21 protein-coding genes and 2 tRNA genes are annotated in these 23,219 nt (G+C 65.9%); 11 read left to right on the top strand and 12 right to left on the bottom strand.

Annotated elements, in window-relative coordinates; genetic code table 11:
* Window positions 1–15 precede the first annotated feature (15 nt).
* Both OLX02_RS01750 and OLX02_RS01745 read left to right on the top strand, forming a co-directional pair.
* Window positions 16–750, top strand: coding sequence for an ABC transporter ATP-binding protein (locus OLX02_RS01750; protein ID WP_413630030.1), 735 nt, complete (start codon window positions 16–18; stop codon window positions 748–750).
* Window positions 747–3,284: an ABC transporter permease gene (locus OLX02_RS01745; protein WP_264419679.1), complete on the top strand. Its 2,538-nt coding sequence runs from the start codon at window positions 747–749 to the stop codon at window positions 3,282–3,284. Before OLX02_RS01750 ends, OLX02_RS01745 begins: the two co-directional genes overlap by 4 nt.
* A gap of 13 nt (window positions 3,285–3,297) precedes the next feature.
* Here OLX02_RS01745 and OLX02_RS01740 read toward each other — a convergent pair whose 3' ends face one another.
* The 3 genes from OLX02_RS01740 to OLX02_RS01730 form a co-directional block, all read right to left on the bottom strand.
* A complete protein-coding gene (locus tag OLX02_RS01740) occupies window positions 3,298–3,714 on the bottom strand; it encodes a DUF805 domain-containing protein (RefSeq protein WP_264419678.1) in 417 nt (138 codons plus the stop codon).
* 31 nt (window positions 3,715–3,745) lie between these two features.
* Window positions 3,746–4,201: a DUF805 domain-containing protein gene (locus tag OLX02_RS01735; RefSeq protein ID WP_264419676.1), complete on the bottom strand. Its 456-nt coding sequence runs from the start codon at window positions 4,199–4,201 to the stop codon at window positions 3,746–3,748.
* Between the two features lie 136 nt (window positions 4,202–4,337).
* Window positions 4,338–6,998: a TonB-dependent receptor gene (locus OLX02_RS01730; protein ID WP_264419674.1), complete on the bottom strand. Its 2,661-nt coding sequence runs from the start codon at window positions 6,996–6,998 to the stop codon at window positions 4,338–4,340.
* A gap of 435 nt (window positions 6,999–7,433) precedes the next feature.
* On the opposite strand from OLX02_RS01730, the gene typA reads away from it, so the two are divergent.
* Window positions 7,434–9,254 (top strand): translational GTPase TypA, encoded by a 1,821-nt coding sequence (gene typA / locus OLX02_RS01725; protein ID WP_264420308.1) that lies wholly within the window; start codon window positions 7,434–7,436, stop codon window positions 9,252–9,254.
* Between the two features lie 77 nt (window positions 9,255–9,331).
* Here the strand turns inward: typA and OLX02_RS01720 are convergent, their stop codons facing one another.
* The gene (locus tag OLX02_RS01720; protein WP_264419672.1) at window positions 9,332–9,616 is read right to left on the bottom strand and encodes a hypothetical protein; all 285 of its coding nucleotides are present in this window, start codon (window positions 9,614–9,616) and stop codon (window positions 9,332–9,334) included.
* A gap of 424 nt (window positions 9,617–10,040) precedes the next feature.
* Between OLX02_RS01720 and OLX02_RS01715 the strand changes: the two genes are divergently transcribed.
* From OLX02_RS01715 to OLX02_RS01700, 4 genes are all read left to right on the top strand, one after another.
* A complete protein-coding gene (locus OLX02_RS01715; RefSeq protein WP_264419671.1) occupies window positions 10,041–10,571 on the top strand; it encodes a MarR family winged helix-turn-helix transcriptional regulator in 531 nt (176 codons plus the stop codon).
* Window positions 10,552–10,806 carry a hypothetical protein gene (locus OLX02_RS01710; protein WP_264419669.1) on the top strand — a complete coding sequence of 85 codons (255 nt, stop codon included), beginning with the start codon at window positions 10,552–10,554 and terminating at the stop codon, window positions 10,804–10,806. The genes OLX02_RS01715 and OLX02_RS01710 overlap by 20 nt, the downstream gene beginning before the upstream one ends.
* 301 nt (window positions 10,807–11,107) lie before the next feature.
* Window positions 11,108–11,497, top strand: coding sequence for a hypothetical protein (locus OLX02_RS01705; protein WP_264419667.1), 390 nt, complete (start codon window positions 11,108–11,110; stop codon window positions 11,495–11,497).
* A gap of 65 nt (window positions 11,498–11,562) precedes the next feature.
* Window positions 11,563–12,768: a glycosyltransferase family 4 protein gene (locus OLX02_RS01700; protein ID WP_264419665.1), complete on the top strand. Its 1,206-nt coding sequence runs from the start codon at window positions 11,563–11,565 to the stop codon at window positions 12,766–12,768.
* Window positions 12,769–12,780: 12 nt separating this feature from the next.
* Here OLX02_RS01700 and OLX02_RS01695 read toward each other — a convergent pair whose 3' ends face one another.
* From OLX02_RS01695 to OLX02_RS01685, 3 genes are read right to left on the bottom strand one after another with little or no spacing between them, the layout of a single operon-like run.
* Window positions 12,781–13,206 carry a hypothetical protein gene (locus OLX02_RS01695; protein ID WP_264419663.1) on the bottom strand — a complete coding sequence of 142 codons (426 nt, stop codon included), beginning with the start codon at window positions 13,204–13,206 and terminating at the stop codon, window positions 12,781–12,783.
* A 58-nt stretch (window positions 13,207–13,264) separates the two neighbouring features.
* The gene (locus tag OLX02_RS01690; RefSeq protein WP_264419662.1) at window positions 13,265–13,597 is read right to left on the bottom strand and encodes a DUF2218 domain-containing protein; all 333 of its coding nucleotides are present in this window, start codon (window positions 13,595–13,597) and stop codon (window positions 13,265–13,267) included.
* Window positions 13,594–14,247 carry a PadR family transcriptional regulator gene (locus OLX02_RS01685; RefSeq protein ID WP_264419661.1) on the bottom strand — a complete coding sequence of 218 codons (654 nt, stop codon included), beginning with the start codon at window positions 14,245–14,247 and terminating at the stop codon, window positions 13,594–13,596. Before OLX02_RS01685 ends, OLX02_RS01690 begins: the two co-directional genes overlap by 4 nt.
* Window positions 14,248–14,347: 100 nt before the next feature.
* On the opposite strand from OLX02_RS01685, the gene OLX02_RS01680 reads away from it, so the two are divergent.
* The 3 genes from OLX02_RS01680 to OLX02_RS01670 all read left to right on the top strand — a co-directional run bounded on the left by OLX02_RS01680 (window position 14,348) and on the right by OLX02_RS01670 (window position 16,716).
* Window positions 14,348–15,664 carry a replication-associated recombination protein A gene (locus tag OLX02_RS01680; RefSeq protein WP_264419660.1) on the top strand — a complete coding sequence of 439 codons (1,317 nt, stop codon included), beginning with the start codon at window positions 14,348–14,350 and terminating at the stop codon, window positions 15,662–15,664.
* Window positions 15,661–16,548, top strand: coding sequence for a hypothetical protein (locus OLX02_RS01675; RefSeq protein WP_264419659.1), 888 nt, complete (start codon window positions 15,661–15,663; stop codon window positions 16,546–16,548). The genes OLX02_RS01680 and OLX02_RS01675 overlap by 4 nt, the downstream gene beginning before the upstream one ends.
* A gap of 93 nt (window positions 16,549–16,641) precedes the next feature.
* Window positions 16,642–16,716, top strand: a tRNA-Thr gene (locus OLX02_RS01670).
* Between the two features lie 300 nt (window positions 16,717–17,016).
* On the opposite strand, the gene OLX02_RS01665 is transcribed toward OLX02_RS01670, so the two are convergent.
* The 5 genes from OLX02_RS01665 to OLX02_RS01645 form a co-directional block, all read right to left on the bottom strand.
* Window positions 17,017–18,225, bottom strand: a complete 1,209-nt coding sequence (locus OLX02_RS01665) for an ABC transporter permease (RefSeq protein WP_264419658.1) — start codon at window positions 18,223–18,225, stop codon at window positions 17,017–17,019.
* The gene (locus OLX02_RS01660; RefSeq protein WP_264419657.1) at window positions 18,225–18,944 is read right to left on the bottom strand and encodes an ABC transporter ATP-binding protein; all 720 of its coding nucleotides are present in this window, start codon (window positions 18,942–18,944) and stop codon (window positions 18,225–18,227) included. The genes OLX02_RS01665 and OLX02_RS01660 overlap by 1 nt, the downstream gene beginning before the upstream one ends.
* Window positions 18,944–20,257 (bottom strand): efflux RND transporter periplasmic adaptor subunit, encoded by a 1,314-nt coding sequence (locus OLX02_RS01655; protein WP_264420307.1) that lies wholly within the window; start codon window positions 20,255–20,257, stop codon window positions 18,944–18,946. Before OLX02_RS01655 ends, OLX02_RS01660 begins: the two co-directional genes overlap by 1 nt.
* Window positions 20,258–20,325: 68 nt before the next feature.
* Window positions 20,326–21,735: an efflux transporter outer membrane subunit gene (locus tag OLX02_RS01650; RefSeq protein ID WP_413630050.1), complete on the bottom strand. Its 1,410-nt coding sequence runs from the start codon at window positions 21,733–21,735 to the stop codon at window positions 20,326–20,328.
* A gap of 346 nt (window positions 21,736–22,081) precedes the next feature.
* Complete coding sequence (locus OLX02_RS01645; protein WP_264419656.1) at window positions 22,082–23,005, bottom strand: peptidylprolyl isomerase; 924 nt, start codon at window positions 23,003–23,005, stop codon at window positions 22,082–22,084.
* Between the two features lie 79 nt (window positions 23,006–23,084).
* Here OLX02_RS01645 and OLX02_RS01640 point away from each other — a divergent pair.
* A tRNA-Ser gene (locus OLX02_RS01640) sits at window positions 23,085–23,175 on the top strand.
* The last annotated feature ends 44 nt before the right edge of the window (window positions 23,176–23,219 follow it).

Raw genomic sequence — 23,219 nt, 5'->3', positions numbered from 1 at the left:
GCAACCAATCTAGGCATGGTTGCAGGCGTGACAAGCGATCCTTCCGCGCCCGCCCCTGCTCCCTTCCTCTCCGGCCCCGTCATCCTGGCAAAGGCGCTGACCCTTGCGCTCGGCGACGGCGATGGCCGGGTGGAAATCCTGCGCGGCATCGACCTGATGGTGGGCGCGGGTGAAAGCGTGGCGCTGCTGGGGCCATCGGGATCGGGCAAGTCGTCGCTGCTGGCGGTGCTGTCAGGGCTGGAGCGCGCCAGCGGTGGCACGCTGCTGGTCGATGGGCAGGACTTCACTGTGCTGAACGAGGATGGCCTTGCCGCCGCGCGGCGCGGGCGCATCGGCATCGTGCTCCAGGCCTTCCACCTGCTGCCGACGATGACCGCGCTGGAAAACGTGGCGACCCCGCTGGAACTGGCCGGTGCGGACGGGGCGATGGAACGCGCGCGGGCCGAACTGGAAGCGGTCGGGCTGGGCCACCGCCTGCACCACTATCCCGCGCAGCTTTCGGGCGGCGAGCAGCAGCGCGTGGCGATTGCCCGCGCGCTGGCGCCCTCGCCGCGCATCCTGTTCGCCGACGAGCCGACCGGCAATCTCGATGCCGCGACCGGGGCCGCAGTGGCCGACCTGCTGTTCGCGCGCGCGGCCGAGGCGGGAGCAACGCTGCTGATGGTGACGCATGACGAGGCGCTGGCCGAGCGCTGCGGCCGGATCGTGCGGCTGGCCGACGGGCACATCGTTTCGGACGGGCCGCAATGAACCTCTCCTGGTCCGCCGCATGGCGGCTGGCGCGGCGCGGGCTGGACTGGAAGTTCCGGGGCCTGCGGCTGCTGCTGGTCTGCCTGGTGCTCGGCACCGCCGCGCTGGCGGCGATCGGCACGCTGACCGGCGCGATCCGCCACGAACTTGCCGCGCGCGGACAGACGATGCTTGGCGGCGACGCGGAATTCACACTCGCCGGGCGCGAGGCCGGGGCAGATGAGCGCGCGGCGCTGGACCGGCTGGGCACGCTGTCTGTCGGCATGCGGCTTCAGGCCATCGCGCGGCGGCCTGGCGATCTGCGCATGACAGTGCCGGTGGAGCTGAAATCGGTCGATGCGAAATGGCCGCTCTACGGCACGTTCACGCTGGACGGTGGCCACAAGGCCGGCGCGCCGCGCGGGATGACGGCGTGGATCGCGCCCGGCGTGTCCGACCGGCTGGGCATACGCGTCGGCGATGCCGTGCAGATCGGTCAGGCCGTGCTGACCGTGGGCGGCGTGATCGGCGACGAGCCCGACCGGCTGGGCGAAGGCTTCTCGCTTGGCCCCACGGTGATCGTCGGCCCGGAGGCGCTGGCCGCGACCGGGCTGGTCCAAGTCGGCTCGATGGCGCGCACCAAGTATCGCGTGCGCCTGCCTGCCGCCGCCGATCCGCAGGCCGTCACCGATGCGTTCAAGGCGCGGTTTCCTACCTCGGGCTTCGAGATCCGCACGCGCGACAAGGCCTCGCCGGGGCTGGACCGGTTCGTGTCGCGCATGGGGCAGTTTCTGGTCCTGGTGGCACTGGCCGCGCTCGCCATCGCGGGGATCGGCATCGGCAACGGAGTGACATCCTATCTGGAAGCGCGCCGAAGCAGCATCGCCACCCTGAAGATCCTGGGCGCGACCAGCGGCGACGTGGCACGCATCTATCTGCTGCAACTGTCCGCCGCGGCCACGCTGGCCATTGCGCTGGGACTGGGCATCGGCGTGGGCGTGACACCGCTGCTGGGCAAGGCGCTGTCGGGCCTGCTGCCGATCGAGACGGGCTTCGTGGTCGATCCGGCCGCGCTGGCCATCGCGGCGGCCTATGGCGTGCTGATCGCGCTCACTTTCGCCGCGCCGCCGCTGCTGCGCGCGCGCGATTTCCCGGCCATGGCACTCATGCGCGCGCGGGTGGCGCCGCTGGGGACTCGCTGGCGCGCGGCGGCGCTGCCGGTGGGCACAGGGCTGGCCGGGATCACCGCGCTGGCCGTGCTGACATCGCCGCAGAAGCTGCTAGCCGCTGGGTTCCTGGGCGGCGCGGCGGCGCTGTTCCTCAGCCTTGCGGCTCTGGGTTTTGGCCTGTCGCGGCTGGCGGCGCGGCTGCCCCGGCCCAAGAGCGCGATCGCGCGGATGGCGCTGGCCAACCTGCACCGGCCCGGCGCGCAGACCGGCGCGCTGGTGGTGGCGCTGGGCTTCGGGCTTGCCGCCTTCGTACTGCTGGCGGCGATCCAGACCAGCCTGGACGGCAATATCGCCCGCCGCGTGCCCGCGCGCGCGCCGGACTATTTCGTGCTCGACGTGCCGCCCGCCAGCCTGCCGCAGTTCGAACAGGTGGTGCGCGCCGCCGCGCCCGACGCCGCGATCCGCACCGTTCCGGCGATGCGCGGCAGCATCATCGCCTATGGCCCGGCGGACCGGATGACCCGCGTGGCGGACCTGAAGCAGATCCCCGACGATGCCTGGGCCCTGCGCGGCGACCGGGGCCTGACGTATGCCGACGCGGTGCCCGACGGCAACACGATCACCGAGGGCGCGTGGTGGCCCAGGGGCTATGCCGGCGACCCGATGGTTTCGGTGGACGAGCAATTGCGCGACGTGCTGGGCCTGAAGCTGGGCGACCGGATCACGGTGACGCTGCTGGGGGTGGAGCGCAGCGCGACCATCGCCTCGTTCCGGCGGATCGACTGGGATTCGATGGGGTTCAACTATGTGCTGGTGTTCAGCCCCAACGCCATCGCCGATGCGCCTCACAACCTTGCCGCCACCATCGAACTGCCCGGCGGCGAGAAATCGGGCAAGGTGCGGCGGCAGATCCTGTCAGGTCTGGTGCGCGCGCTGCCTTCATCCTCGGTGATCGAGATCGGGCCGGTGCTGGCGCAGGCGCGCGACATCCTGTCGCAGATGGGCACCGCGATCCTCGCCGCTGCCAGCGTGGCGATCCTGGCGGGCATGGCGGTGCTGGCCGGCGCCATCGCGGCCGCGCGCGAGCGGCGTCAGTACGACAGCGTGATCCTGCGCGTGCTGGGCGCCAGCCGGCGACAGTTGCTGGCGCTGCTGCTGGCGGAATACGGCCTGCTCGCCGCGCTGCTTGCGGCGGTCGCGCTGCTGCTGGGCACGGGCGCGGCGTGGCTGGTGGTGACGCAGCTGTTCGACTTCGCATGGATGCCGGACTGGCCGCGCGTGCTGGGCGTGCTCGCAGCCGGGGTGGCGCTGGTGCTGGTGCTGGCGGTGGCCGGCTCGCTGAGCGTACTGCGCACCCGGCCCGCGCAGGCGCTGCGAGAGTTGTAAGAGGCGCCGTCCCTCAGGAGAATATCTCGGCGCCGGCGGGATTCTTGGGGTCGGGACCGAAGCGGTTGGGGCCGCGCGTTCCTTCCAGGCACATCAGCACAAGCAGCGCGAAGCCGCCGAGGAACGGGATCAGCGCGAGCAGGACGAGCCAGCCGGTGCGGTCCTGATCGTGCAGGCGGCGCACCGACACGGCCAGCGCCGGCAGTAAGCTCGCCAGCGCGAACAGCCCGCCGAGGAGGCCGCCGCCGCCGACCAGCCGGCTACCGTAGCCGAATCCGGTGGGCGTGCGGGTAACCTCGTTGGTGCCGAACACCGCGTTCAGCACCACGAACACCAGCAAGTAGAACAACACGAACATCCAGTATTCGCGCCGGCGCGATCGGCCGGAGAACTCGGCATAGCGGCGGTAGGGCAGCAGCATCCAGTTCATGGCGCCTGTCTCCTTGGTCAGGGCAGCTTGATCACGCAAAGACCATGGCGCCGCCCGTTTCCCTGGGGTCGGGGCCGAAGCGGTTGGGACCATGCGTGCCTTCGAGGCACATCAGGACGAGGAACCCGATGTTCACCAGCCCGCCGATGTAGGGAATCATCGCCAGCAGCACGACCGCGAGATACCACCAGCCACTGAGGTCGCGGTCATGCAGGCGGCGCACGGTGACCGCAATGTTGGGCACCAGCGTGACCAGCCCCCACACCGCGAACAGCAGTCCGAAGCCCGAGAACATCGCGCCATAGACCGCGAACGCACCGTTCTTTCCGGCGTCGATCACCGTCTGGTATCCGCCGGTGGCAAAGAACAGTCCGACGAAGACGGTCATGACGATCATGTTGAGCAGGACCCACAGCCAGAATTCCTTGCGGCGCGAGCGTCCCTTGAAGTCGGCGTAGCGCCGAAGCGGCATCAGCATCCATTCCATGACCGGTTCCCCTCTGCCGATCGCCATCCGTCGTTGCGCGGAGGCGCTGAAACGATTGAGACACCAATCGCGCCCGGCTGCAAGAAAAAGGGGCGCCGCAGCGCCCCTGATCCCGTCGCTTTGACACGGGCCTGCGTCAGAAACGGTAGCGCACCGTGCCGCCATAAGTGCGCGGCTGGTTGGTGTAGCCGGTCACCGAATGCGGCTGAGCGGGCGAATCGAACACGTTGAGCAGGTAGCGGTCGTTGGTGAGATTGCGGCCCCACGCGGTGAGTTCCAGTCCATTCGCCAGCGCATAGGTGATCGAGGCGTTGACCTCGCTCACCTCGCGCCGGAAGGGCCGCGCCGCATCGACCGCGGCGGCCACGCCCATGTCGAGGAAGCCGGGCAGCCCCTCGATGATCTGGGTCGGCGATTCGTAGTGATAGTCGCCGCGCAGGATCAGGTGGTCGCCGTTGGCCAGCGCCCAGTCGTATTGCGCCCCCAGCGTGGTCGAGAGCGACGGGATGCCGGCGGGCAGCGTCCCCGAAAGATCGCCCACCGCCGACAACACGAACTTGTCGTACTTGGCATCAAGGTAGGTGAACGCGGCCGAGAACAGCCAGCCCTTCGCCGGCTTGACCGTGCCTTCGAACTCGATGCCCTTCACCGTCTCCTTCCCGGCATTGGCGAGGATGAAGCCCTTGCCGGTGAAGACGTTCGACTGGAAGCCCGCGATCGACTGCTGGAACACCGCGATGTTGGCGGTCGCCACCTTCCAGTCCGCCTTCAGGCCGATTTCATAGACCTTGGCATATTCCGGCCCGGCATAGCGCGAGCCATAGGTCTGGTTCGGCACGCCGATGCCCGCCGCTTCGATCGCGGTGCGGTCGCTTTCGAACGGGCGGCTGTCGCGCGAGAGGTTGATCGAGCTGGCCTTGAAGCCGGTGGCGTAGCTTGCATAGAGATTGATCTGGTCGTTCACGTCGAACGCGACGCGCGCCACCCAGGTCACCTTGTCGTCGCTCGTCCGGCCCGGCTCCACCGCGTTGGGCAGGTTGAGGAAAGCGGGCAGGTATTGCAGCTGCTGGAGGCCGAGCAGCGGCGCGGTCCGCGTCTGTGCGGCGGTGTTGATCTGCGCGAAGCCGGCGGGGTTGGCCTGAGCGAAGCCCTGAACCTGCGCGGCCGAGGCGACTGGCACGTTGAAGAAGGTCTGGCCGATATACTGCGCGATGCCATAATTGGCGGCGGCCGAGCGCAGCGCCGGGATGTCCAGCGAAGCGAACACATCGCTGGACGTGATGTTGGTGGAGAAGCGCTTGCGGTCCTTGGTATAGTTCACGCCGCCAGTGATGGTGATGCGGTCGCCCAGCTTGAAATCGGCCTGCCCGAAGACCGAGAAGGCATCGTTCTTGAGCCGGTACTTTTCGTCCAGCCCCTGCCCCCGCGCGAAGAACTTGCCCGCGAAGTCCTGCCCGGAAAGGCCGCCGAACAGCGTCTCGATCCCGGCGAGCGACTGCGCCCCGCCGCTGAGGCCACGGATCAGCACATCGGCATAACCGCGCGCGTCGGCACCCCATTGCAGCTGGCTGGCCTGGTCGATCTTCTCGTTGAAGTAGTAACCGCCGACGAGGAAGTTGAGCGGCCCCTCCATGTTGGTGGCGACCCGCAGTTCCTGCGTGAAGGTATTGATCTTAAGGTCCTGCGAGAACCGGCCGATCAAGTCAGCGCTGGTGAAGTCTGCGTCGGAATTGGTGAAGGCATCCGTGCGGCGGAACGCGGTGATCGAGGTGAAGGTCAGCGGGCCGAGATCGTAGTCGACCTGCCCCGACAACCCGTAGTTGCGGATGTCGTTCTGCGCGTCATAGCTCGACCAGACCCGGTTGGCGAAGCGCTCGCTCACGTCGTTGACGTTGCCGCCAAGCGCGCGGACCGCCAGCGTCGAGGCAGACGGGCGCACATTGACCGAGGCACAGCAATTTTCGTCGATGCTCGAATAGTCGGCGATCAGGCGAAGGCGCAGCTGCGTGCTGGGTTCGGCATAGAGCTGCCCACGCACAAACCAGCGGTTGCGATCGTTCACATCGCTGCCGGTGCCCAGATCCTTGTTGTAGCCATCGCGCCGGTTGTATCCGCCAGCAAGGCTGACGGCGACCTTGTCCGACACCGGACCGGTGACCACGCCCTTCAAGACCACGGCATTATAGTTGCCATAGCTGGCCTCTGCATTACCGCCAAAGGTGAAGCTGGGTTTCGCGGTGACGATGGAGATGACGCCAGCCGAGGCGTTCTTGCCGAACAGCGTCGATTGCGGGCCCCGCAGCACCTCGATGCGTTCGATATCTGGGAAATCGCCGACCTGCGCTGCCGAGCGCGAGCGATAGACCCCGTCGATGAACACGCCGACCGAAGGCTCAATGCCGACATTGTTGGCGCCGTTGCCGAAGCCGCGAATGAAGAAGTTGGTGTTGGCCGTGCTCTGGAGCTGGTTGACCCGCAGCGAGGGCACCAAGCTCGACAGGTCCTTGATGTCTCGGATCTGGGCACGCTCGATGGTCTGCGCCGTGGTCACGCTGACCGCGACGGGCACATCCTGAAGCGTCTGCTCCCGCTTGGTGGCGGTGACGATGATCGCGTCGTCCGATCCATCCACACCGGCGGCCGGCCTGGCGTCGTCCGTGGCGGGCTGGGCCGTTTCTTCCGCAAGCGCGGCTTCCTGCGCCGCGGCAAGGCCAGGCATGCCGGCAAAGAGCGTGGCGGCGCCGGCGAGCAGCAGGGCGCGGGCCTTCGGATGACGACCGGTGGCGACGAGCTTCATGACGGGAGAAATCCTTCCTGGGTGGTCCGGTCCGGGCATCGCCGCTGATGCGCGTCCCAGGGGCGATCGCCCGCCGGACCGAGCGCCGTGCCCATGTCTTTCGGATCGCTCCCTAATTTCCGCTGGCGTAGCGAACAATCCGCAAACTGCCACTGACGTCGCACGCCTCGCCGCATTCGCGCGCGATGTGGCCGGTCGATCACAGTCCTGCCAAGCGATCAGCAAATTTGGGGCAGCCTGCGTGCCGCCCGCCGAAATCCGGATGCAGTTGAAACTGCCTGATGACGCCCCATCTCACGTCCGGGTCCGCAAATCGGCATCGCGCCTTGCCGCAATGCACAATTAGATGTAAGCGCGCGCCCGTAATAGCCCCCGTGTTCTTCGCCATGAGACGTGGGGCGCTCCGGTATCTCTCGAAGAAAGCACACCATGTCGCTGCCACTGCGCAATATCGCGATTATCGCCCACGTCGACCACGGCAAGACCACGCTGGTCGACCAGCTCTTCCGCCAGTCCGGCACGTTCCGCGACAACCAGCGCGTCGAAGAGCGCGCAATGGACTCGAACGACCTCGAAAAGGAACGCGGGATCACCATTCTCGCGAAGTGCACCTCGGTCGAGTGGAACGGCACGCACATCAATATCGTCGATACGCCCGGCCACGCCGACTTCGGCGGCGAGGTTGAGCGCATCCTCTCGATGGTCGACGGCGTGATCCTGCTGGTCGACAGCTCGGAAGGCGCGATGCCGCAGACCAAGTTCGTCACCGGCAAGGCGCTGGCGCTGGGCCTCAAGCCGATCGTGGTCGTCAACAAGATCGACCGTCCGGACGGCCGCCCGCAGGAAGTGCTCGACGAAGTTTTTGATCTGTTCGTGAGCCTTGACGCCAACGACGAACAGCTTGAATTCCCGGTGCTCTACGCCTCGGGCCGCAACGGCTACGCCAGCGAGGACCAGGAAGCGCGCGAAGGCGACCTGACCCCGCTGTTCCAGAAGATCGTCGACCACGTGCCGCCGCCGGCCGCCGACGTCGATGGCCAGTTCAAGTTCCTCGTCACGTTGCTCGACCGCGACAACTTCCTCGGCCGCATCCTGACCGGCAAGGTCCAGAGCGGCACGATCAAGGTCAACTCGCCGATCCACGCTCTCGATCGCGACGGCAAGATCGTCGAAACCGGTCGCGCCTCGAAGATCATGGCGTTCCGCGGGCTGGAGCGCGTGCCGGTGGACGAAGCCAAGGCGGGCGACATCATCTCGATCGCCGGCCTGACGGTGGCGACCGTGGCGAACACCATCGCCGATCCGTCGGTCACCGAGCCGCTCTACGCCCAGCCGATCGATCCGCCGACCCTGTCGATGCGCTTTGCCGTGAACGACAGCCCGATGGCCGGCCGCGAAGGCAGCAAGGTCACCAGCCGCATGATCCGTGACCGCCTTGAGCGCGAAGCGGAATCGAACGTGGCGATCCGCATCACCGAATCGGCCGACAAGGACAGCTTCGAGGTTGCCGGGCGCGGCGAACTTCAGCTTGGCGTGCTGATCGAAACGATGCGCCGCGAAGGCTTCGAACTCGGCATCAGCCGCCCGCGCGTGCTGTTCGGCGAGGACGAGAACGGCAAGCGCACCGAGCCGTACGAAACCGTCGTGATCGACGTGGACGACGAATATTCGGGCACGGTCGTCGAGAAGATGGCGACCCGCAAGGCGGAAATGACCGACATGCGCCCCTCGGGCGGCGGCAAGACCCGCATCACCTTCTCCGCCCCGTCGCGCGGCCTGATCGGCTACCACGGCGAATTCCTGTCCGACACGCGCGGCACCGGGATCATGAACCGCCTGTTCGAGAAGTATGACACCCACAAGGGCAAGATCGAAGGCCGCAAGAACGGCGTGCTGATCTCCAACGGCGCCGGTGAAGCCGTCGCCTATGCGCTGGGGCCGCTCGAAGAGCGCGGCATCCTGTTCGTCGGCGTGGGCGAACCGCTGTATGAAGGCATGATCATCGGCGAAAACGCCAAGCCCGACGATCTCGAAGTCAACCCGATGAAGTCCAAGCAGCTGACGAACTTCCGTTCGACCGGCAAGGACGACGCGATCCGCCTGACCCCGCCGAAGATCATGACGCTGGAACAGGCCATCGCCTACATCGACGAAGACGAAATGGTGGAAGTGACTCCGAAGTCGATCCGCCTGCGCAAGGCGATCCTCGATCCGAACGAGCGCAAGAAGGCCGGCCGCAAGAAGGAAGCGGCCTAACATATTACCCGGAGACCGACGGGGCTATCTGCGCCGTCGGTTTCCGGATACCTTATATCTGATTTGATACCCGAGGCTTAGCGCCGGACAGCCGCGCCCTCACCCCGGCGAGCATTCGCAAGGATGTTTGCCTCCTTGCTCATCTCCCAGTCGATCAGCCGCTCCTGCGCGGCCTCTGCCCGCTCCAGCATGGCCAGGCAATTGATCGCCGCTTCGTTGCGGCGCGCTTCGGCGCGGTTCTCCAGCGCCTCTTCAACTCCGCCATTGCCCGTGCCCTGGGCAATGTAAGCGAGGCAGGCCGCGCCCATGAACGACGCCCCCGCCATGACCGACGCACAGGTCTTCACCCAGACGCTACCCATGCTTCGTACCCCCTAGCGCGGCGCGCAAAAGCCGACGCATCGCTTCCGGGCGCGAGGGGATGTCGTGCTGCGCCGCACTCCAGAAGTCGATCGCCGCAAGCAGGTCCGGCTGGATTCGGACACCGATCATCTTCCCGATCCCCGTCGTCGGAGGCCGACCTCTCGATTTCTTGTTATCAGTAAAAAAGTCGTTCATATCCGACAATTACCAACACAATTCCCCATATCATAGTTAACCCTGCCAATTTGGATTTATCACTCCATTTTCATGATAACAAAAATGGCCAAATCTCGACGATATTAGGATTATTACTTATCAGAATAGACCCATTTTGGCACCGCATCATAACTTACGTTATATTGAAGATCTGACCGCTAGCAGGCACTTTAAATGCGCCAAATCGGCGGATAGGAGGTTTGCGAAATGGGGCAGAGAGACAGAACACTTCCTGCCGTCGCAGGCATTATTCCCATTGGCGATGCGCAATTACATCGGAAGTCGCGCGCCGACAGGCCTGCTCAAGACAATGCGGCCGAGTTGGGAGTCAGGTCTTCCGATCTCGCCCTTTGGGCTATTGAGCACTTTCGGGCCCGTCGCAGGCGCGACCGCTACTTTTCGGACGAGTTGTTCAAGGACCCCGCTTGGGACTTGCTCCTGGAACTCTACATCTCGCACGCCCAGGGTCGCTCCGTCCGGATCACCAGCGCATGCCGTGCAGCATCGAATTCAACATCGACGGGGCTTCGATGGATCTCGATCCTGGAAGTGAAGGGATTGATCGAGCGCGAACCTGACACGACGGACGGCCGCGCCAGCTTCATCAGGCTGACACAGCACGGCCTGGATGCGATGACTCAATACCTGACTGACGTTGCCAATACGCAGCACAAGATGATCCGCGACCCCCAAGGAAACTGGAGAGTTCGGAAAATCGTTGGCGGCGATCATGCTTGAATTCGGTCATGATACCACAAGTGAAGTCGGCGATCAGGGATGCCTGCTTTATGACATTCATTCCGGGGATCATGCCGAGCAGCCAACCTTCGAATGGGCGGGGCCGGTCCGTACTTCCGATACATTTCGCGGCAAGGCACGCGACCTGATCGAGCGCGGCGCGATCGAAGCCCTGGCCATAGCCGCGCTCATGGTCGGCGCGGCGATCAATGCCGCCGTCTATCTGACGCGATAGCCGCCAACAGACGCGGACGTATCGAACGGACCTGCCGCCAAGGCATCCGAAGCTCCAGCATTCCCGGCCCCGAGAGGGCGCGTGGCGGCCTGGAGCGCTGAAGACGGAACGGCCTGCCTGCGCCGGAGGCAAGCCTTTCGCCCGGTGGCATCCCCGCACGGAATGCGGCGAACGGTTCGTCGAAAAGGCCGCTTATTAACAAAGGTTTCAGCGCAGGTTCAGCGCCTTGTGACAATATGGTTATTGACCCTCCGCAGCGCCGCGATGAACCGGCAGTTGGCGGCGGGAACGGAGACGTACCATGAACCTTGTCAGGAAGGGCGCCCTTGCCGCCGCGCTTGCGGCCAGCGCGCTTGCCGCCGCCGCGCCAGCCGAGGCGCGCGGATATTATCGCGACCGCGGCGGTGACGATGCCGCCGTGGCTATCGGCGCGGGCATCATCGGCCTCGCCATTGGCGCGGCGATCGCATCAGACCACGATGATCGCTATTACGACCGCGGTTATTATAACGGCGGCTACTACAATGGCGGTTACTACAACCGGGGCTATTATTCCTACCCGCGCTATCGCGGGGGATATTATGCCTATCCGCGCTATCGCGGTTACTACCGCGACGACAGTTGGCGTCGCCATTACCGCGACCGCGACGACGATGATCACGAATACCGCGAGCATTACCGCGGCTGGTGATCGCTGCAGGACCGCATAGGCACGCCCCCTCGCCAAGCGCGAGCGGGGCGGCTATGGCGCGGACGATGCCCAGCACAGAGACGATCCCTTCCGAAAAACCCGCCGCGCCGCTTGCCGGCCTCCGCGTTGCGCTGTTCAGCGGCAATTACAATTACGTCCGCGACGGCGCCAATCAGGCGCTGAATCGGCTGGTCGGCTATCTGCTGCGGCAGGGCGCGGATGTGCGGATCTATGCGCCCAAGGTGGAAAATCCCGCCTTCCCGGCAACGGGCGAACTGATCGGCGTGCCTTCGCTCGCCATTCCCGGCCGCGCGGAATACCGTGTGCCGATGGCGCTTTCGCCCCGCGTGCGGCGCGACCTGGCCGCGTTCGCGCCGCAGGTGATCCACGTCGCCTCGCCAGATATCGCCGCGCACCGCGCGGTCAGCTGGGCGCGCCGGCGCGGGTTGCCGATCCTCGCCTCGGTCCACACACGGTTCGAGACTTATCCGCGCTATTACAACATGGCCTTCCTGGAGCCGGTGCTGGAAGCGATGCTCCGCCGGTTCTATCGCCGCTGCGACGCGCTGGTGGCGCCTTCGGAATCGATGGCGCAAGTGCTGCGCGACCAGCGCATGAACTATGACATCGACATCTGGTCGCGCGGGGTCGACCGCGAGATCTTCAACCCCGGCCGCCGCGACAACGCGTGGCGGCGCAGCCTGGGCATCGCCGACGACGAGGTGGTGATCGGCTTTCTGGGCCGGCTGGTGATGGAAAAGGGGCTGGACGTGTTTTCGGACACGATCGACCAGCTGGTGCGCCGGAACATCGCGCACAAGGTGCTGGTGGTGGGCGAAGGCCCCGCGCGCGACTGGTTCACCGCGCGCCTGCCCGATGCGGTGTTCGCGGGCTTTCAGGGCGGATCCGACCTTGGCCGCGCGGTGGCGAGCATGGATATGCTCTTCAACCCCTCGATCACAGAAACGTTCGGCAACGTCACGCTGGAGGCAATGGCCTGCGGCATTCCTGTGGTCGCCGCCGCAGCCACCGGCAGCCAGAGCCTTGTCGACGACCACGGCTCGGGCCGCCTCATCACCCCCGGCGCGGTGCGCCAGTTCGCCGAAGCCCTGCGCTGCTATGCCGAAGACCCCGAACTGCGCGCCCGCCACGGCGCGGCGGGGGAAGAGCGCAGCCTTGAATTCAGCTGGGACCGGATCAACCAGGCGGTGGCCGACACATATCTGCGACTGATCCGCCAGAAGCAGAAGCGTCTGGAAGGCGCCGGCTGACGGGCCGTCGGTTCAGCGAAGCACGCCGGCCACGCGCATCCGCCGGGCGTAGACGATCAGGAAGATCAGCACACCCCAGATTAGCGCAGTGAACACCGCCATCGCCTGCCCGCTCATTTCGGCGGGGCGGTGCGTCAGCATCTGGGTGCCCTGGCTGACCGCGAGGCCGAGCAGCGACAGCGCGAATGCCGTCACCGCATGGCGCGAGCGCAGTAGCAGCAGGATCGAGCCGACCAGCGACCCCCAGACACCCAGCGCCCAGAAGCCGGTGAGCCAGCCCGGCAGGCCCGCTACGTAAGCGGCAACCTCGGGCGGCATTTGCACCATGCCGAGCTGCGTCTGCAGGTAATCGAGGCAGCCGAACGCATTCCACAGCAGGCTGATCGTGCCTACTACCCACAGATGGGCTGGGGCGAACCGGTTGTCGGCGTGCTCCATCGCAATCTCCCCTTTGCGAAGTTGCGACAGACTACGCCCAAACCGCGCGCCTCGCAAATCAGGCGGAATCGATCCAGTCGAACGCCAGCGGCGCCTCGCGGAAAGCAAAGCGGTCAAGATGCCGGGCGACCGCGCCTTTCAATCCTTCGAGTTGGCCCGGCTCACTGGCCGTAACGGCGCAGACGAGCGTTTCCGACTCAGCCGCGAACGTGACGATGCCGTCGCCCGCCCACGAAGCGCCGCGCGCGTCGCGCGGAAACACGACGCGGCCGTGCGTCTCGTCGAAGCTGACCGCAAGGTTGTGCGCCCAGTGCTTGCACAGCTGCTGAAGGTAGCGCGCGCCATGCATGGTGGGCACGCGCGCGGTGCTGCTGATGGTCGCGTGGTTCACAGTCGTTCGATCCTGCGGGCGGCCTCGTCGAGAATGTCGGCGATCTGGTGCGCGGTCTCTGTCTCCAGTCCGCCCGCCATCGCGCGCTGGCGCAGCGCCAGCTTGAGGTTGGTCATCGCGCGGATCACCGGCGGGCTGGCCTCGCGCCCGCGCACTTCGGCAATCCCTTCCAGCCGCGCGCGGATCGCCGCGATCTCTGCCCCGCGGGTGGCCAGTTCGGCGCGGCCACCATCGGTCACGGCAAAAGCCTTGCGCGCGCCCTCGCCCGGCACTTCGGCGATCATCGCCTCGTCCACCAGCAGCGCGAGCGTGGGATAAACCACGCCAGGGCTGGGCGCATAGTGCCCGCCGGTCAGTTCCTCGATCGCCTTGATCAGTTCATAGCCGTGGCGGTTCTGCTGGCCGACGAGGTGGAGCAGGAACAGCCGCAGTTCGCCCGGTGCGAACATCCGGCCGCCCCGTCCGCCGCCACGACGGCCATGACCGCCGCCGTGGCGCCCACCGCCGAATCCGCCCCCGAAGCCGGCGCCGAAACCTTCACCATCGGAATCATCATAGCCGCCGAAACGGCTGGCAAACGCGCCATGGCGCATCATCTTCATTCCCCATCCGGGGTGTCCGCGGCCGTAGCCGCGCATGTCGAAACGCATTGGTTCTCCTTTCGATTCGATGGATCTAAGATATATCTTAAAGCGATCTCGACAAGAGGGTGCTGCAATTTTCGCCGCAAGCCCCTATCTCGAGCGGGACATGGCCGATCTCTTCGCCCCGCCTCCGCAGGATGTGCCCGCACCGCCCCCCGGCGACGATGGCCCGCTGGCCGACCGGTTGCGCCCGCGCGACTTGTCCGAAGTGATCGGGCAGGACCACCTGACCGGCCCGGACGGCGCGATCGGGCGCATGGTGGTGGCCGGCAAACTCTCCTCGATGTTCCTGTGGGGGCCCCCCGGCACCGGAAAGACCAGCATCGCGCGCCTGCTCGCCGATGCGGTGGGGATGCGCTACGTGGCGATCAGCGCCGTCTTTTCGGGCGTGGCCGACCTCAAGAAGGCCTTTGCCGAAGCCGATGCCATGGCGCTCGCCGGGCGCCGCACGCTGCTGTTCGTGGACGAGATCCACCGCTTCAACCGCGCGCAGCAGGACGGCTTCCTGCCCTTTGTTGAAAAGGGCACGGTCACGCTGGTCGGCGCGACCACCGAGAACCCCAGCTTCGCGCTGAACGCCGCGCTGCTGAGCCGCGCGCAAGTGCTGATCCTGCACCGGCTGGATGCGGCCGCGCTGGGGGAACTGCTGCGCCGGGCAGAGGAAGTGACCGGCCTCACCCTTCCCCTCACGCCGCCTGCGCGCGAGGCGCTCGTCGCATCGGCCGACGGCGACGGGCGCTTCCTGCTCAACCAGGTGGAAACGCTGTTCGACGTGTCGCTGCCCGCGCCGCTCGATCCCGCCGGGCTGTCGAAGTTCCTGATGCGGCGCGTCGCGGTCTACGACAAGGACCGCGACGGGCATTACAACCTGATCTCCGCCCTGCACAAATCGTTGCGCGGATCGGACCCGCAGGCGGCGCTCTACTACATGGCGCGGATGCTGGTCGCGGGCGAGGAGCCGCTTTACGTGCTGCGCCGACTGGTGCGCTTTGCCAGCGAGGACATCGGGCTGGCCGACCCGCAGGCGCTGGTCCAGTGCCTTGCGGCCAAGGATGCTTATGAGTTCCTCGGCTCGCCCGAAGGCGAACTCGCGATCGTGCAGGCGTGCCTCTATCTCGCCACCGCGCCCAAGTCGAACGCGGCCTATGCCGCGCAGAAGGCCGCGTGGAAAAGCGCGCGCGACACCGGATCGCTGATGCCGCCCGCCAATATCCTGAACGCGCCGACCAAGCTGATGAAGGACATCGGCTATGGCAAGGACTACGCCTACGACCACGATGCGGACGATGGCTTTTCCGGTGCGAACTACTGGCCTGAGGACATGGTCCCGCAGACGTTCTACCGCCCGGTCGAGCGCGGGTTCGAGCGCGAGGTAACGAAGCGGCTGGAGTGGTGGGACCGCAAGCGCCGCGAGCGCGCGTGAGACCCGGCCGATTTCGCCATTTCGCCGCGATCGACTGGTCGGGCGCGGCAGGCGAGCGGCACAAGGGCATTGCGCTGGCGATCTGTGGCACAGGCCACGCCGCGCCCGAACTTGTCCGCCCCGCGCACCGCTGGTCGCGCGCGGAAGTGCTGCACTGGCTGACGCACGAGTTGCCGGACAACACGCTGGTGGGCATGGACCTGGGCATCAGCCTGGCCTTCGCCGATGTCGGCGCGTTCTTTCCCGGCTGGGCGGGCAGTCCACCCGATGCGCGGTCGCTTTGGGCGCTGGTGGACTCCATGGCAGCAGACGATGCGCACCTTTCAGTCGGTTCGTTCGTCGATCATCCGCACATAGCCCCACACTTCCGCCGCCACGGCGGGCGCGAAGGCGCGTATTTCAGCGCCGATGGCAAGGGCGGCGGCCGCGGACGGCTGCGCGTGACGGAGCGCGCCCAGGAAGCGCAGGGGTGCAAGCCCTATTCCAACTTCAACCTCGTCGGGGCGGCGCAAGTCGGCAAGTCGAGCCTGTCGGGGATGCGCGTGCTCCACCGGCTCGCCGGGCGACTGCCGGTGTGGCCCATCGACCCCCTGCCCCCGCGCGGATCCGTGGTGTGCGAGATCTACACCACCATCGCGGCGATGGCGGCGGGGCGGACAGCGGCGCGCTCGAAGATCCGCGACGGCGGCGAGTTGGACCTCGCGCTGGCCCGGCTGGGCAGCACACCGGCGGGACAGCCCGGCGCAATCGACGATCACCGCAGCGACGCGATCCTCACCGCCGCCTGGCTGCGCACCGCCGCGCACGAGGCGTGCCTGTGGAACCCCGCCGGCCTGACAGACGCCATCGCGCGAACCGAAGGCTGGACGTTCGGCGCCAGATGACGGGAAGGGCCGATTTCATCGTGATCTGATCCGGCCCTCCCGGCATCTCGCCCACTGGACGTCGCGCACGGTTTCCGGCAAGGAAGCTCGCGCGCCGGCTTAGCACAGTGGTAGTGCAGCGGTTTTGTAAACCGAAGGTCGGGGGTTCAAATCCCTCAGCCGGCACCACAAATGTCTCGATCATCGAGGACGCCCAGCAGACAAGGTGATTGTGCCCGGTAGCTATCGGGTTCCCGAAAGAGAGCTGCGGCGAGAATCCGAAAAAGGCTCTGCTGGGCAAAATGCGGCGCCCAACAATACTGGGACAGTTCACCGACCTTTGCCGCTGACAAATCCATCATTCCGGGGCGTTTTGGGGCATGCCAAGGCTGCCCTCCGTTCATTTCAGCTCCCGCTCGCTGAAACGCCTGCCCCTGGCGCATCTGCCATCGCTTGTGTCGAGCAGTTCCAGGCCAGGACCAAGCGTGCCTATTCGTAACGCAAGGCATCGATGGGGTTCAGGCTGGCTGCGCGCCGTGCCGGAAAATAGCCGAAGATCACGCCGATGGCCGCTGCGATCAAAAAGGCGATGAGATTGATTTGAGGCACGAATACCACCGGCACCTGCATGAGCGGTGCGATGATCACGATCAGAGCTTGCGCCAGCACGATGCCAAGGACGCCGCCAAGACACGACAGGACGATGGCTTCGACGAGAAACTGGGTCAGGACTTCATGCGCGAGCGCGCCAATCGCCAGCCGTATGCCGATTTCGCGGGTCCGCTCGGTGACCGAAACCAGCATGATGTTCATGATCCCGATCCCGCCGACCACCAGGCTGATCGCGGCCACTGCTGCGACGATCCGGGTCAGCAGCGTTGTCGTCCCGGTCAATGTCGCGCTGATCTGGGCGGTGTCGAAGATGTTGAAGTCGTCCTGCTTCACGCCCTCGATATTGCGTCGTTCGCGCAGCAGCTTGGCGATGGCGGCCTGTACGGCTGCACTCTCGTACTTCTGGTCCACGCCCACCAGCATCAGGCGGATATCGTGGTTCCCGGTCAGGCGACGCTGGACCTGCTTGATCGGCATGATCACCACGTCGTCCTGATCTCCGCCGAATCCGGCCTGCCCGCGTGCCGACAGGATACCGATCACGGTGCAGGAAATGCTGTTCAGCCGGACCCTGCGGCCCAGCAGCGAACCTCTTGCAAGCAGATTTTTCCTGACGGTATTGCCAAGAATGCAGACGGCCTTGCCTGCCTCCTCCTCGGCCGGTTCGAAGCTGCGCCCCTCCACCAGCGGCCACGGCTGGATCCGGAAGAACTCACCGATCGTGCCGTTGACGGTGGTGGACCAGTTGGACCCTTCATAGACCGCGACGACCGAACTGCTGGCCTGCGGGGCAACCGCGGTGATCCCGGCAATCTGCGTGCGTATCGCAGTCACGTCCTGTTCGGTGAAGTTGGCCGGCTGAGGACCGCCACCGCCGCGCCCGAAGCCCTGCCCGGGCCGGATCTGCAGGATGTTGTTGCCCAAGCTGGCGATCTGCTGCTGCACGGCCAAGGTCGTCGCCTCGCCCAGCGTTACCATGGTGATCACAGCCGCCACGCCGATGATGATCCCCAGCGTCGTCAGGAACGAGCGCATCAGGTGGCGGCGGATCGACCGGAAAGCCAGGATAAACGTGGTGCCCAGCATCAGCTTGCCGGCTCACTCGCCCGTTCGGGCGTACGTTCAATCCTTTCGACCAAGCCATCACGGAAGTGGATGATCTGCCGTGCGAACTGGGCCATCTCGGGCTCATGCGTCACCATCAGGATCGTGATGCCGTTGGTCTGATTGAGGTCGGTCAGAAGGCGCATGATTTCCATCGAGCGCTCGGTATCGAGATTGCCCGTCGGCTCATCGGCCAGCAGCAGTTCGGGGTTGGTGACGATGGCGCGAGCGATGGCTACCCGCTGTTGCTGGCCACCCGAAAGCTCTGCCGGCGAATGACCGGCCCAAGCCGCAAGGCCGACCTTTTCGAGCGCCGCCATCGCCAGGGTGCGGCGTGTCTCGCGGGTTTCGCCCTGATAGATGAGGGGCAGTTCCACATTCTCCAGCGCTGATGTGCGCGCCAGCAGGTTGTAGCCCTGAAAGACGAAGCCCAGATAGCGCCGCCGCAGCAGGGCACGCTGGTCGCGGTTCAGCATCCCCACATCGCGGCCCTTGAACAGGAAACGGCCGCCACTTGGCACATCGAGGCAACCCAGAATGTTCATCATGGTCGACTTGCCCGACCCTGACGGCCCCATTACCGCAACGAAGTCACCGGATGCGATGTCGAGGTCGACACCTTTGAGTGCCTGGAATTGGGCTTCGCCCTCGCCAAAAATCTTGGTGATGCCGCGCAGGCTGATGAGCGGTGCCTGCGGCATTATCCGTTCGCGCTCGCAAGTTGCCCGGTAATCACAAGCATCCCCGGCTGCAAAGTCCCACCGATCACTTCGGTCATGGTTCCGTCAGAGACCCCGGTCCTGATCGACACGGCCTTGGGCTGGCCACCCTCCAGCACATAGATCGTCTGGCTCGCGCCGCGGCCCTTGACTGCGCCTTGCGCCTGACCGTCACTGCTGCTGCGTGGGCGCCGGGGGGTAAGCGCACCCGCCAATCCTCCTCCCGATGCGGCCTGTCCGCTGGTGGCGGGGGTGAACCGCAGCGCGGCATTGGGCACGAGCAGCACGTTGGATCGCGCCGTGGTGATGATTTCTGCCGTGGCCGTCATGCCCGGACGCAGTCGCAACGACTGGTTCTTGACCGCCAGATTGGCAATGTAGGAAACAACCTGTGCCGCGCTGGCCGCGGCACTGGTCGTCGAACTGGATGTAACCGTCTGGTTGGAGCCGAGTTCGACCCGGGTGATCGTGGCCGGGAAGCGTTCGCCCGGGAACGCATCGACGGTGAAGCTCGCGCGCTGACCGGTGGTAACTTCGCCGACATCCGCCTCGTCGATCGCCACCGGCAATTTCATTTCCGCCAGATCCTGAGCGATGACGAACAGCGTGGGCGTGTTGAACGAGGCCGCGACCGTCTGGCCCGGCTCGACCTGGCGGGCCAGCACGACGCCGTTGACCGGAGAGCGGATCACGGTCTTGGTCAGGTTGGTCTGGTTGGAGGAAAGCGCGGCCTGCGCCGAAACCACGTTGGCCTGCGCGGCTGCCAGCGCCGCCTTGGCCCGGCCATACTCGGCCCGACCGGCCGACAGTTCGGTGGCCGAAGGAACCTTGCCGCCAGACAGGCGATAGACTTCTTCGAGCCGCCCCAACTGCGCGCGGTCTTGCGCAAGCGTCGCATCTGCCTGGGCAAGGCCCGCCCGGTTGGCGGCCAGTTGCGCCTCGCTCTGGCGAACCGTATCGGCAAAGCGGGAAGGATCGATCAGGGCAATGGCCTGACCGGCGCGGACGCGATCGTTGACGTCGACCAGCACTTTCAGCACCAGCCCGGACAGTTCCGAGCCCACTTGCACCTGATTGGTCGGCGCAAGCCGGCCGGTGGCGGAAACCGTAACTTGCAGCGTGTCGCGGCGGACGGGCTGGGTGGCGTACTTTGCCTCGCTCGATCCGCCAAAGCACCGCGCCAGCAGCAATATGAGCCCGATCACCACCAGCCCGATCGCCAACCACTTCAGATAGCGGCGCCACCATGGGACGGGCTTTACGCCCAGAAACTCGTCGAGGCTCTGGTCGCCCACCGGGGGATTTGTTGCTGGAACAGCCACCGTGCCGGCTGGGGCATAGGCCGGGGTTTGAGATTGCGCGCTCATGGTTGATCCCGTCGAGGTGCTGGGTACGTCGCGGGCGGCGAGGCCAGTTCGTCCCAGCCGCCGCCGAGAGCCGTATAGAGTTGCACGATGGCTGCTGCGTGGTCGTACTGCGACTGGGCAAGGCCGCTGCGCGATGCCAGCACCTGGTTTTCCGTGCCGAGCAAAGTCGTGAAATCGATCAATCCGCTGCGATACTGGGTGCGCGCGATGATCGCCGAGTTGTTGGCTGCATCAAGAGCCATGCGAAAGTCCGCCTGTCGCTGGTCTGCCGCCCGCAATGCGACAATAGCGTTCTCCGTATCCTCCAGTGCGCGCAGGACGACCTGCTTGTAACCGGCAAAGGCACCATCCGCCGCAGCCCGCTGCGACCGCACCTGGCTGCGCAGCCGGCCGCCATCGAAGATGGTCTGGGCAACATTGGCGAACACCTGCCCGGTGATCAGGTCGAACAGGGTTCTGAACGCACTGGCGCCGGTCGAAATCGTGCCGCCCAGCGAAAGCGCGGGATAAAGCTGGGCCTCGGCCACGCCGATCCGGGCGGTTGCCGCAGCAAGCTGGCGCTCGGAAGAGCGGACATCGGGGCGCTGGCGCAGGACGCCGGCCGGAACGCCAACGGAAATCGCAGCGGGGCCGGCCGGGATCGGTGCCGGCGTCGCAAAGTCCGTCTTGATCGCTCCCGGTGCAGTGCCAAGCAGCACGCCAAGGCGCGAGATGGATTGGTTGAGGCTGCTTTCCAGTTGCGGGATCGTTGCCGCGGTCTGGGCGCGCTGGGTGCGCGCCAGTTCGACATCAAGGCTCCCCACCAGTCCGGCCTGGTTGCGCCAGCGCGCGATCTGCAGGTTGTCATCCTGGTTGGCCAGAGATTGCCGGGCATTGGTCAGTTGCGCCTGCTGGAGCCGGGCGAGCATGTAATTGTTCGCAATCTCTGCCTCAACGGAGAGGATGACCGAGCCATAGTCGAACCCGCTGGCCTCGACATCCGCCCGCGCCGCTTCGATCCCTCGCCCCCGCCCGCCAAACAGGTCGACCTGGTACGATGCGTCAACGGCCAGGGAAATGTTGCTGGCAGGCATGCCGGAACCCGTCCCCGCCAGAACCTCGGTCCGTCCGGCACCGACGGACGCGCCGACGGTCGGCACATTGCCGCTGCGCGCCTGGATCAAGGACTCACGTGACTGCCGCAGGCGGCTCAGGGCAATGGCGATATCAAGATTGGCCCGCGCGCCGTCGTCGATCAGTCTGGTCAGCAAGGGGTCATTGAAACGCTCCCACCAGCGGGAAATATTGCCCGGCGCACGCGAGTCGGCCGGGACCGAATAGGCATAAGGCACGGACAGCGCCGCCTGCGGTGGGGGAGTATAGTCTGGCCCGGCAGCGCATGCGGCCAAGGCCAATACAATTGGCAGCGAGCCGAAGTGAAGAAAAGCGCGCGCGGCGAAGCCATTCGGGAACACATGCCGTGAATCGAAGCCGCTTGCGTCAACCACTCGCGTTGCAATCATCTGGATCGGCCCGCGCGTTCTTTAACTCCAACCGGGACATTATCGGGCAGGCTTCAGGCATCGAATGTCCATCCTGCTACTGGCCCGCGTGATCGCGCGGGCAGGCATTTCTCACCGAAAACGGATGTTCGCGCGGGGCCGCATTTCTCCAAGTGCTTTGATCACGAAACCGTTTCCCTGCCCTCAAGTGGGCACATGGCGGCACACCTTCGTCAAGCATATAATCCAGCGCCAAAGGCGCGACGCAGCTTCAGGGCACGCGCCGCACCGGGACGGGCACGTTGCAGATGTCCGCACCGCCCGCAGGCTTGACGAAGAAGGCATCCTGCCGATTGGCCCGCGCATCGGCATAGCGGGCAAAGCTCGTGCTGTCGGTGGACAGGTATTCGTAGCGCGGCAGGCCGGGCATCTCTGTTCCAAGCCGGATCGAGCTGATCGGCACGCGCTGCCCGGCTTTCTCGTAGAAACCGAGCGGGCCGGTGCCGCGCGGAAGCGACGACAGGTGCTCGATGCCTTCGATCACGCGGCCGACGAGGGCTATGTTTCGATCGAGGTGGCGCGGCGGGGTGCCGATCACCGCGTAGAGCTCAGCGCCCGAGCCTGTATCGGGCGGCATGGCACGCCCCGCGCCGACCATGCCATAGCAATGGACGGGCGCCGCGCCGTCCTTGGCAAAGGACACCGGCCAGCCCTGCACGATACCGGTCCGGGCGGCATAGGCGTCCCTGCTGGGATTGATCCATGCCGTTCCGACAGCGGGCGCCTGATAGGGCACCCGCGTCAGATCCCGCAGCCCCGGTGGCAACGGCTTCGCCTTCGCCTTGTCGTCCGCCTCCGCATCCCCCCATTGCACGACATAATTGTCCTGAACGCGGTTCACACTCGTGCCGTCCCACCAATGCGCTGCGGCAAGCTTGCGGATGTTGCCGATCCACCCTTGCGAAAAAGGCGGCGGCATCAACTGAATCACGATGCGGCGCGGCGACGCACCCACCTCGCGGTCAGCCGGGCCGGATGCGAGATCCATCACGAGCAGGTCGGCCAGATCGATCGCGGCCCAATCCGTTGCAGGCGCCGCGGCGACGATCTCCGCCGGCGCCGGCGCGGCGGATGCGGGTCCTGCGAAAGCTGCTGACGCTGCCAGCAGGCAGGCAAGAGTTGAGGTACGGAACATAATTGGGTTCTGCCATCCTTCGCCTGCTTGCGGAAGCGCTCCCATGCCGCTAGGGCGCGTCCCCTATCCAGTGCAATGCGGAGCGGTGGCCGAGTGGTCGAAGGCGCTCGCCTGGAAAGTGAGTATACGCCAAAAGCGTATCGAGGGTTCGAATCCCTCCCGCTCCGCCATTTTCCGTTGAAAAAACTAGATTTTTTCGCCGGGAATGGGAGCT

This window comes from Novosphingobium sp. KCTC 2891 (assembly GCF_025938155.1).
Taxonomy (GTDB): domain Bacteria; phylum Pseudomonadota; class Alphaproteobacteria; order Sphingomonadales; family Sphingomonadaceae; genus Novosphingobium.
This window is presented reverse-complemented; position numbering and strand designations above follow the sequence as displayed.